At 58.5% G+C, this 675-nt stretch carries 1 protein-coding gene; it reads left to right on the top strand.

Annotated features, from left to right (window positions below; translation table 11 throughout):
• Positions 1-228 precede the first annotated feature (228 nt).
• The coding region (locus CDE01S_RS18020) for a rolling circle replication-associated protein (RefSeq protein ID WP_439648684.1) at positions 229-675 on the top strand (447 nt) is incomplete at its 3' end.

Here is a 675-nt window from a genome sequence, read left to right as displayed (position 1 = left end):
CCTCTTGGCTGTGCCAAAACGGCTTTGCTGGCCCTCGCCGTCGCTCGACTAGGGGTATGGGGGGTGTGCCCCCCATGCAAGCCCAGCAGCGGCCCTCCACGCGATCCGATTCCGCGGGCAGTGCCGTGATGTGCTCGCGCGCTTCTTCGCGTCCTGAAAAGCAAAAAGAAACCCCCGCGAGTGCTACCAACACTCCGGAGGTCATGACCACCGTTAAAGGAACTAACGATGATGGAACGCATTGTAGGCCGTGACATCCTTCGTTGTCACGTCGGCGGTGGATACGAGCTGGTGCGCCGTCCTTTGGGCAATGGTCATTTTGAGTACCGTGTGGCACCCCTGAAAACATGGGAGCACGTCGGAGAACTCTCAGACATTGCCTATGAGCATCGCCTTGAGTGCATGGAAGCCACCTTGGAAGAGCGCAAGCAGGCCAACCTTGAGCGCGCAGCCAAACGAGCCAAGACCCGCGTTAGGCACCTCTGCAAAGCGGCGGGGATTGATACCTTGCTGACGCTTACCTACGCCGAAAACATGACCGATTGGGCCACCCTCAAGCGGCACATGAAGGAATTCAACCGACGTATGGCCAAGCTCATTCCTGGTTGGTTCTATGTGGCCGCTTTCGAGCGTCAAAAGCGTGGGGCATGGCATGCTCACATGGCTGTCCATCGC

The sequence above is a fragment of the Curvibacter delicatus NBRC 14919 genome, assembly GCF_001592265.1.
GTDB lineage: Bacteria > Pseudomonadota > Gammaproteobacteria > Burkholderiales > Burkholderiaceae_C > Hylemonella > Hylemonella delicata.
The sequence above is the reverse complement of the archived record's forward strand: the minus strand, read 5'-3'. Positions and strand labels throughout refer to the sequence as shown.